We start from the raw sequence: 10,154 nt of genomic DNA on the forward strand, positions 1-10,154 counted from the left end.
ACCGCTCCCAGCGGGAATAATCATGGCAGAATTGATATAAAAGTGACTGCAAGTTTTTGCCCCAATCCTTCATGGGATACAGGTGAGGTTATAGCCGGAATAGTGGAAGTTAGGCCAGGCATCTATGACATCTACGTCAACGGAGAATTGAAAAAAACCACAGAGGTGCCTCCGCCAGATAATCAAAGCCCGTAGAAAGGGAGCAATGACCACGAAACCTGGATGACCCCGGTCAATGGCATTGATACCTGGTATTCCTCGTGGACCGGCGAGGCCAACAACAATGCCGATATTTTTCTTTCCACCATTCAACCCTGAAAGACATGATTCTCCTGCCGGTGGAAAAACTACCGGCAGGAGAATGTTAGGAGTATGTATCATGAAACAAATCACGAAAGCGATTTATATTTTGAGCATGGTTTTTCCGGCCTGGTTACAGGCGGGGCAACATGGATGCAAGGTTACTTACAACGCAGAAACAGGCAGGGCAATTCTACCTTGCGTCGAGGTTATTGAATCCGGCGCTTGGTATGACGTAAATTTGCAACGCCGGAAGGGGCTTGATTTTTCCGTTGCAGAAGCGTTTAGATTGAGTGAGATCTCGGTAGAAGAAGTCAAGAAGATACCGGTGACAACGCAGCTTATAGAAACAGAAAGCAGTAATAACCAGGATTCAGAGCGTTGGTTATTTGTGCGGTTTAAGGAAGTAGACGGATGTGCAGGGTTATTTGATTTAGCATCGCCAAGTGATCCGTCTAGTGGGAATGAACATGGCAGAATCGATGCCAAGATATTCAGGGTTGCTTGTCCAAACCCTACGCTTGGTTTTCCTAGCCGGAGTTTTGCGGATGTAGTGCGAGTTAGCACGGGTCCTTACGATATTTATATTAACGGAGAACTGATAAAAACCGTGGAGGTGCCCCCGCCAGACAACCAAAGCCCGTAATAAAGGGACAATGACCACAAAACCTGGATGACCCCGGTCAATGGCATTGATACCTGGCATTAATCCTGAAAAAGCCGGATACCCGCCATGCCCCTGATGACCGCCCTCAACCAGGCCCGGGGAAGGCTAGAGGAACGGCTTACCCACTACAGCAAACCAAAGCTGCTCATTTCGGTCCACACGCCTTCTATCATTTTTCATGATTTAGGGTGTGGGCTACCACCACATGAGGGTTAGCCAAGGTTAACGACTATTCATCCTTGTAATTTAGGAATATAAATCCTAAAATGCAAGGATGATAAGGCGCCACCTTTATCCGGAACTCCTTCAAAGGCTGCGGGAAACCCCAGCGGTTGCCTTGTTGGGTCCCAGGCAGGTCGGAAAAACCACCCTGGCGATGGCGGTCACTCAGGAGATGTCCGCGGTTTACCTGGATCTGGAATCTCCAGAGGACTTGGCCAAGCTGTCTGATCCTTTGCTCTATCTCCGTGATAAATTAGGGCAACTGGTCATCCTGGATGAAATTCATCGCTTGCCGGCTTTGTTGCCGGTGCTACGCGGCCTGATCGACCAGGCCAGGCGCCAGGGACTGCGCAGCGGCCTTTACTTGTTGTTGGGTTCTGCGTCACTGGATTTGTTGCGTCAGTCCGGGGAAACGCTGGCTGGACGGATCGGTTTTTTGGAATTGGGGCCTTTCGATGTATTGGAAGCGACGGAGCAGGCGGAAGACCTGAATCGTCTATGGGTACGCGGCGGGTTTCCGGAAAGCTTCCTGGCACGGAATGACGCAGCCAGCCTGCGATGGCGCCGGGATTTCATCCGAACCTACCTGGAACGCGACATTCCGCAATTTGGCCCCCGGATTCCGGCCGAAACGTTGCGCCGCTTCTGGACCATGCTAGCCTATCAGCAAGGTGCCCAGCTCAACGCATCCCAATTGGCCCGCAATCTGGGTGTCGATGCCAAAACGATCTCCCGTTATCTGGATCTGTTGGTGGATTTGTTCCTCGTTCGCCGTCTACCTGTCTATCGGTCTAATATAGGCAAGCGGCTGGTCAAGTCACCAAAAGTCTATGTTCGCGACAGTGGTCTGGTGCATGCCTTATTGGGGATCGTGGATTTGGATTCGCTGCTTTCTCATCCGGTGGTTGGGGGCAGTTGGGAAGGGTTCATCATCGAGCAACTGCTCATCATCGGTCAGGAGATTGTCGAAGGATTCTATTATCGAACCAGCGGTGGCGCTGAAATCGATCTGGTCTTAAGTTTTCCCGATGGTCATTTGTGGGCCATTGAAATCAAGCGTGGTCTGAGCCCCAAGCCGACACGAGGCTTTCATTTCGCTTGCGAGGATCTAAAACCCCAGCGACGCTATGTGTGGTCTACCCCGGCGAGGAAACCTACCCGATTGCCGAAGCTATCGAGGCGGTATCGGTTCGTCATCTCAGTCAGTTGTTGAAATCAAAGCGAAAAAACTGGTTGGCTTGATTTCTCCGGCGTCGGATCGAAAGTTCAGTGGACTTTCGCAGCCGGGCGAACGCCCGAACAGGGATGTTTGGACAGGACTTTCTTGCATAGCCCCAATGCACAGCAAGAAAGTATTCACGGAATTTTTCGAAACAAACCACCTGCCCCGGCTTGAATAGATGACGGAGCCCTTGGGTTCTTTCAGGTGAGGCTACATTGACCCAAGCTACATCATTGAAAGTTTTCGTGTTAACCGGCTTGATCCTGAAAAAGCCGGATACCCGCCACGCCCTGGGCGCCAAGGTGGCAGGCGCGGCGCAGATCCGGGCGTTGCAATCCGCCCATCAGGAAAACGGGCAGGTTGACTTGTTCCAGCCATTGTTTGGCGGTGTCCCACCCTAAAGGCGAGGCGTTTGGGTGGGTGGTGGTAGGTTGAATTGGGGAAAGGACGGCGAAATCCAACTGCAAGTTATCGGCCAATCGGAGTTCCTCCAGGGTATGGCAGGCGGCGGCGACAGGGCTGGCGGGCGGACGTTTTTTTAAAGTGTTGAGTTGGGTGCCGGTCAAATGGAGGCCAGTATTGGGATAGGGGGATTGGAGATTGTCCCGCAGCATCAGCGTGGCGTTTGCGGTTTCCGCCAGTTTGGCGAATTCCACGGCAAGTGCTTGATAAACGGGCTGTGGCAGGTTGCGGGCGCGCCAGTAGATAAGCCGGATGCCGTTTTGCAATAGGTTTTGCAACCGTTGCCGGTAAGTTTCAGGGTCCGGGGCGCTTTCCAGGACGGCATAAAAGCGGGGGAGCCTGATGGCGCTTAAAATAGGCCGATCGGCGGCAGGGAACGGGTAAGATTTGAGGTTCTCCGGGGAAACCCAGGCAAGCGGCTGGCCTTCCCGCCCGTGGGGTTGGCCGCGATAGTCATTGAATTCAAAGACATCCAAAAGCACGTGCCGGTCGTCATAGCGGTGACGCACCTGGATCAAGGGGGTGGATTCAGCCACCTGGATACCCAGTTCTTCGTGGAGTTCCCGCTTGAGGGCGGTTTCCACGGTTTCGCCCGGTTCCACCTTGCCGCCGGGAAATTCCCACAGTCCGCCCTGGTGGGCGTGGTCGTGGCGCTTGCTGATGAGAATCTCGCCTTGGTGGTTGCGGATTACCCCGACGGCGACGTGGATCATTGCCCTGTCAGGTCCGGTATTCCGCATTGATGCGGACATAATCGTAGGAGAGGTCGCAGGTGAGAACCTGGGTTTCGGATTGTCCCCGGCCCAGGGCGATGGTGATGGTAATGTCATCCCGGCCCATGACTTGTTGGCATTGTTCTTCGGTGTAGCCGGGATCCCGGCCACCGTTGCTGACAATGCAAACGTCATCGAGCCAAATACTCACCCGGCCGATGGCCAAATCATCGATGCCCGCTCTGCCTACCGCCGCCAGGATCCGTCCCCAATTGGGGTCGCCGGCAAAAAACGCGGTTTTGACTAGGGGGGAGTTGGCCACGGTGAAGGCGACCTGGCGGGCTTCCTCTGAATTTTTTGCTTCCATGACCTTAATTCGAACCAGCTTTGTCGCGCCTTCGCCGTCACGGACAATGGCTTGCGCCAATTGCGCGCATACCTGATGGAGTGCCTGGCGAAAGGCATCCAATTCAGGATGATTGGCATCGAGTATTGTGTTGTTCGCCCGGCCGCTGGCCATGGCCACGCAAGCATCGTTGGTGGAGGTATCGCCGTCAACGGTGATGGCGTTGAAAGTATCCGCAACACAGGCTTTAAGCAGGGATTGCAGCGTTGAGGCGCCGATTTTGGCATCGGTGCCGATGAAGGCCAGCATGGTGGCCATGTTGGGCGCAATCATTCCGGCGCCCTTGGCAATTCCGGCCACGGTGATTTCTCGGCCATCAATGGCAACTTTGGCCACGGCCCCCTTGGGGCGGGTATCGGTGGTCATGATGGCGCGGGCGGTGCTTTCCCAGTTCTCCGGTGAAAGGGTTTGGAGCGCCTGGGGCAGGGCGGTGGTGATTTTCTCCACGGGCAGGCGCTCGCCAATGACACCGGTGGAGAAAGGCAGCACTTGCCCGGGTTGGGCGCCGGACAATTGACTGAGGGATCTACAGGTGGCCAGCGCATCTTCCAATCCCTGCTGGCCGGTGCCGGCGTTGGCATTTCCGGCGTTGATCAGCAACCAGCGGGGGGATTGGGATTGCAGATGCCGTTTTGCCACAATGACCGGCGCGGCGCAAAAGGCATTACGGGTAAATACGGCGGCGACGGCGGAATCATGCGTCAATTCAATGACGGCAAGGTCATCACCGGGGCCTGAGCGAAGGCCGGCCCGCGCGGCTCCCAAGCGAATACCCGCAATTGCGGGCATGGGCGGGAATGGGTCGTTGCCGACGGCCATTGGCTTAACTCAATTTGCCGTGGCACTGTTTGTATTTTTTGCCGCTCCCGCAGGGGCAGGGCTCATTGCGGCCGATCTTGCGGGTGGGGCGGACAAAGGGTTTTTGTTCCACCGCCACCTCGCTTTCGGCTTCGGCTTCCGCCATGGCCAGGGCTTCTTCTTCGGTCATGGCGCTGACTTCGGCGTGTTCGAAGTGCATTTCCTGCGGTTCGCTGGCGCGGCGCTGTTCGTCGATGGCTTCCACGTCTTCCTCGTTTTGCACCTGAACCCGGGACAAAATGCTGATGGTTTCGTGTTTGATGTTATCCAGCATGGATTTGAACATCTGGAACGCTTCCCGCTTGTATTCCTGTTTGGGATCGCGCTGGGCGTAGCCGCGCAGGTGAATGCCCTGGCGCAGGTGATCCATCGCCGCCAGATGTTCCTTCCAGGAATTATCCAGGATTTGCAACATCACCGATTTTTCGAATTGGCGGATAACCTCGGGCCCAACTTGTTGTTCTTTTTCCTGGTAGGCCTTGACGGCAGCGTCGAGAAGCTCTTTTTTGAGAGACTCGATTTGCAGTTCCGGATCTTCATCCAGCCGTTGCTTGACCGGGTAGGAGAAACCAAACTCGCCTTCCAGGGCCTTTTCCAGCCCTTCCAGGTCCCATTGTTCTTCAAAAGTGTTAGGGGGGATGTGCTTGTCCACAAGCTCGAACAGCACATCTTGGCGGATGGCGTCGAGGATATCCGTAATATCTTCCGCGGCCAGAAGTTCGTTGCGCAGTTCGTAGATGACTTTGCGCTGGTCGTTGGCCACGTTGTCGTAATCCAGCAGTTGCTTGCGTATGTCGAAGTTGTGGGCTTCTACCTTGCGCTGGGCGTTTTCAATGGCGCGGGTAACCCAGGGATGCTCGATTGCCTCGCCTTCTTCCATGCCCAGCTTTTGCATCAACGCGGCCACCCGGTCGGAAGCGAAAATCCGCAACAGGTTGTCCTGCAGTGATAAGTAGAAACGAGTGGAGCCCGGGTCGCCCTGGCGTCCGCTGCGGCCCCGGAGCTGATTGTCGATGCGGCGCGATTCGTGGCGTTCCGAACCGATCACATGCAAGCCGCCGGCTTCCACCACTTGATTATGGCGTTGTTGCCATTCCTGACGGACTTTTTCCTTGGCTTCTTCAGGGGCGTCTTCCCCCAGCGCGGCGAGTTCCGCCTCCAGGTTGCCGCCGAGGACGATATCGGTGCCGCGGCCGGCCATGTTGGTGGCGATGGTGACATTGCCCGGGCGGCCGGCGTTGGCGATGATGTGGGCTTCCCGTTCGTGCTGTTTGGCGTTGAGGACTTCGTGGGGGATTTTCTGTTTGCGCAATAAGCCGGACAGATATTCCGAGTTTTCGATGGAAGTAGTGCCCACCAGGACCGGCTGGCCCTTCTGTACCCGTTCCTTGATGTCCTGGGCGATGGCATTGTATTTTTCCTGAACCGAGAGATAGACCAAGTCACTGTGATCCTTGCGGATCATGGGTTTGTGGGTGGGAATCACCACCACTTCCAGACCGTAAATCTGGTGGAATTCGAATGCCTCGGTGTCGGCGGTGCCGGTCATTCCAGACAATTTTTCGTAGAGGCGGAAGTAATTCTGGAAGGTGATTGAGGCCAGGGTTTGGTTTTCCTGTTGGATGGGCACCCCTTCCTTGGCTTCAATGGCTTGGTGCAGGCCCTCCGACCAGCGCCGTCCTGGCATGATGCGGCCGGTGAATTCATCGACGATAACCACTTCCCCGTCGCGGACGATGTAGTCCACATCCCGCTGAAACAGGGAATGGGCCCTGAGCGCGGCGTTGAGGTAATGGAGCAGGCGGATGTTGTTGGCGTCGTACAGGCTTTCCCCGGCGGTCATGAGGCCGTGTTCCACCAGCAGTTGTTCGACTTTTTCGTGGCCTTGTTCGGTGAGGAAAACCTGACGGGTCTTCTCGTCCACGGTGTAATCGGCGGGCTCGTCTTCATTTTCCTGGCGCTTTAACTGAGGCACCAGTTCATTCATCTTGATATAAAGGTCGGTGCGTTCCTCGGTGGGGCCGGAAATGATCAGCGGGGTGCGGGCTTCATCGATTAAAATCGAGTCCACTTCGTCCACGATGGCGAAATAGTGGCCGCGCTGGACTTGTTCCTCGCGGCTGAAGGCCATGTTATCGCGCAGGTAATCGAAGCCGAATTCGTTGTTGGTGCCGTAGGTGATGTCGGCGGCGTAGGCTTCGCGCCGTTGTTGCTGGTTCAATCCGCTGGTGATGACGCCGGTGGTCAGGCCCAGAAAGCGGTAGATTTTCCCCATCCACTGTTCGTCACGGGTGGCCAGATAATCGTTGACGGTGACCACGTGCACGCCCTTGCCGGGCAAGGCGTTGAGATAGGCGGCCAGGGTGGCGACCAGGGTCTTCCCTTCCCCGGTTTTCATTTCCGCGATCTTGCCGTCGTTCAAGACCATGCCGCCGATCAACTGGACATCGAAATGGCGCATGTTGAGCACCCGCCGGCCCGCCTCGCGGACAGTGGCAAACGCTTCCGGGAGGAGGTCGCTGAGGGTTTCGCCTTGTTCCAGGCGATTTCGAAATTCCTCGGTTTTTGCCTGAAGTTGCGCGTCACTCAACGCCTTGAACTCAGGTTCCAGGGCGTTGATTTTATCAACGACCTTGAACTTCTTTTTGACGATGCGATCGTTGCGCGAGCCGATAACTTTTTTAACCAGATTGCCTAGCATTGTTCAAATGTTCCAAAAATTATGTTTTTGCGGAAAAAAACCGCAAACTGTTGATCCAGAAATTAATGTACTTTAAGTCGATTAAGAGCCTATCTCAATAGGGCATGAACGGGCTTTTGTGAATGTTCCTGCCTGACAACCTAATTGGATACTATTAAATTGATTTAGAGTATAGGTTCTCCCGCACTCTCCACTTTACCGAATTACAAGGTTCCTTCCACCGATGACGGAAAATTTACAAGATTCCAAGAAAATCCAACTATTCTACCGCAGTGACAGCGGAGCCAGAAATTTTAGGCGGGAAATTCGCAAAATATTGCTATTATCAACCCAATTTGACGTCCAAACCTGGATTGTAGTTCCTGATGTTACGTACAGTCATTCCAAAGCGGCTCGGCAAGATGTTCTGTTATCGGTTCGCGAGCAAGTCAGGGTGCCCCCACCCCAGCCCTCCCCCGCAAGCGGGGGAGAGAGCGACGGACCATGCCTTGAATCCCCTTTCCCTTTGGGGAGAAGGTGTGACGGTGCTGTCCTTGCCGTAAGTTCCTTAGCATCAGTTAGTTCTATGATAAGGTAGCCAATGTCATCGGATGCGAAGGAAAAATCTGGAGCGCCTGTTCCAGTAGGACAAATGCTGAGGCAAAGTTCCGTATTATCGGTACTGGAAGCGCGAGCCCAATTGCACCAAAAACTATTGCGGCAGATTCAAGCTTCATTGCCGGACCGGCTATCTTCCCATTGCCTGGCGTGCGTTTTACGGGGGGATGGGTTGTTGGTGGTCTATACAGACTCCCCGGCCTGGGCGTCGCAACTAAGGTTTTCTCAAGCCGCGATTTTATCCGGGGTTACTTCGGCTGGGCCGGTGCGTCAAATCAAAATCCGGATACTAAATTCTTCTGTAACCAGAGGCGGGAAGCCGGCGCCTGGTTCTGTCAAGGTGCCTGGAGAAGTGGTTTTAAAACAATTGCTCAATGAGGCGCGGTGCAGCCCGGATGAGGAAATTAAACAAGCATTGATGGCTCTGGTTGAGGCTATGCGCAATCGGTTACAAGTCAACAAGCTTGAAGGAGAGGCTCCTCCGGGGACAGGTTGATCTCGGGGGTGATAAGCCGGTTGCAGGGGATGATTTCCCAGGCTTGAGGGCGTTGCAAGAGTGCTTGAATCAAGCGGATATTTAAGCTGTGCCCCGATTTGAAGCCTGCAAACGCGCCTTGTATGCCATGTCCGAGAAGATAGAGATCGCCGATGGCATCGAGGATTTTGTGGCGGACGAATTCATTCGGGTAACGCAATCCTTCTTTGTTTATCACGCCTTGGTCATCAATAACCACCGAGTTTTTCAGGCTGCCGCCCAGCGCCAGCTGTTGCCTACGCAATTTTTCCACATCCCGCAGAAAGCCGAAGGTTCTGGCGCGCGCCACCTCGCGAGTAAACGAAGTATCGGTGAAATCGATGCTTAATGAACAAGTTTTAGCGCTAAAAACGGGGTGGTCGAAGTCTAAGGTAAGTTTTACTTTGAACCCGTGATAAGGTTCCAGCGCGACCCATTTGTCACCTTCCTTCACACAGACGGGCTGGCGGATTTTAAGCATATATTTTGGGGCATTTTGAGTCTGGAGGCCGGCGGATTGAATCAAGAATACAAATGGGGCCGCGCTGCCGTCCATAATGGGGACTTCCGGTGCGTCGATGTCAATAAAGGCATTATCCACCCCAAGACCGGAAAAGGCGGCAAGCAAGTGTTCCACTGTAGCAATACTCGTGCCATTTCGGGTCAAAGCGGTAGAAAGCAGGGTTTTGCCGACATAGTTGCCGCGGGCTGGGATAGAAACAGGCGTAGGCAAATCAATCCGGCGAAATACAATTCCGGTATTGGCTGGGGCGGGGCGCAGGGTCAAGCAAACTTGCCGGCCGCTGTGCAGCCCAATGCCGCGGGCGCGAATTGGGTTTCTCAGAGTACGTTGATGGATCATGCAGCCCCCCTGTTGATGACACTTTTAAAACCCCTGGCCATGGATCCGGATATTGGCAAGGAACATAAATGAACTGTTATTATTTATTAACTAAAACCGCTTTTGATTTTAGCAGCACGCTTCTTTTAGTTCTAAGACCTGCTCGGCTCAATTTATATTTATAGCGTTCAAAAACAAGTTATAGCCTTTTTTTTGCTGAAAAACAACGTTTATTCTTTTTTTTGAGACAAGGATTGAGGTGGAGCATATTCGATAATGACAATCATAGAGAATTAATATCTGATGTTACGTACGATCATTCCGCATTATCCTCCCCCCTCCCCGACCCTCCCCCGCAAGCGGGGGGGGGGTAAGGGCGGATTATCTTACCCTGAGTGCGCCGTGCCGGCGAGGAACGGAATGTGGGTTGTTCTCCGCCCAACGACAGAAGTGGCGGAAAACCAAGCGTTGCTCCCCTCTCCCTGTGGGACAAATCCGTCGGGAACGGATTTGAACGCGCGAAGCGCGGCCCGCAAGGGAGAATGGCAGGACGCCCGGAGTAAAGGGGCCGGGGGAGCAACCGTGTTCCCTGTCAAGCCATTTTTGGCGTCCAAGGGGTGTTATTTTTAATCATGGCGTTCATGATGGTGA

6 protein-coding genes and 2 pseudogenes are annotated in these 10,154 nt (G+C 54.2%); 4 read left to right on the top strand and 4 right to left on the bottom strand.

The window, feature by feature from the left end:
• From AXA67_08695 to AXA67_08705, 3 genes and pseudogenes are all read left to right on the top strand, one after another.
• Positions 1 to 195 (top strand): annotated as a pseudogene (locus tag AXA67_08695) (hypothetical protein).
• Between the two features lie 184 nt (positions 196 to 379).
• A complete protein-coding gene (locus AXA67_08700) occupies positions 380 to 946 on the top strand; it encodes a hypothetical protein (GenBank protein ID KXJ40673.1) in 567 nt (188 codons plus the stop codon).
• Positions 947 to 1,241: 295 nt separating this feature from the next.
• Positions 1,242 to 2,431 (top strand): annotated as a pseudogene (locus AXA67_08705) (ATPase).
• Between the two features lie 228 nt (positions 2,432 to 2,659).
• On the opposite strand, the gene AXA67_08710 reads toward AXA67_08705, so the two are convergent.
• From AXA67_08710 to secA, 3 genes are read right to left on the bottom strand one after another with little or no spacing between them, the layout of a single operon-like run.
• Positions 2,660 to 3,586: a hypothetical protein gene (locus AXA67_08710; GenBank protein ID KXJ40674.1), complete on the bottom strand. Its 927-nt coding sequence runs from the start codon at positions 3,584 to 3,586 to the stop codon at positions 2,660 to 2,662.
• A 7-nt stretch (positions 3,587 to 3,593) separates the two neighbouring features.
• On the bottom strand, positions 3,594 to 4,811 hold the full coding sequence (gene argJ, locus AXA67_08715; protein ID KXJ40675.1) for an ornithine acetyltransferase: 1,218 nt from the start codon (positions 4,809 to 4,811) through the stop codon (positions 3,594 to 3,596).
• A gap of 4 nt (positions 4,812 to 4,815) precedes the next feature.
• The gene (secA, locus tag AXA67_08720) at positions 4,816 to 7,551 is read right to left on the bottom strand and encodes a preprotein translocase subunit SecA (GenBank protein KXJ40676.1); all 2,736 of its coding nucleotides are present in this window, start codon (positions 7,549 to 7,551) and stop codon (positions 4,816 to 4,818) included.
• 631 nt (positions 7,552 to 8,182) lie between these two features.
• Between secA and AXA67_08725 the strand changes: the two genes are divergently transcribed.
• The gene (locus AXA67_08725; GenBank protein KXJ40677.1) at positions 8,183 to 8,644 is read left to right on the top strand and encodes a hypothetical protein; all 462 of its coding nucleotides are present in this window, start codon (positions 8,183 to 8,185) and stop codon (positions 8,642 to 8,644) included.
• Here AXA67_08725 and AXA67_08730 read toward each other — a convergent pair.
• Complete coding sequence (locus AXA67_08730) at positions 8,604 to 9,524, bottom strand: UDP-3-O-[3-hydroxymyristoyl] N-acetylglucosamine deacetylase (protein KXJ40678.1); 921 nt, start codon at positions 9,522 to 9,524, stop codon at positions 8,604 to 8,606. The two genes, AXA67_08725 and AXA67_08730, sit on opposite strands and share 41 nt — an antisense overlap.
• Between the last annotated feature and the right edge of the window lie 630 nt (positions 9,525 to 10,154).

It is taken from the genome of Methylothermaceae bacteria B42, assembly GCA_001566965.1.
Classification (GTDB): Bacteria; Pseudomonadota; Gammaproteobacteria; order Methylococcales; family Methylothermaceae; genus Methylohalobius.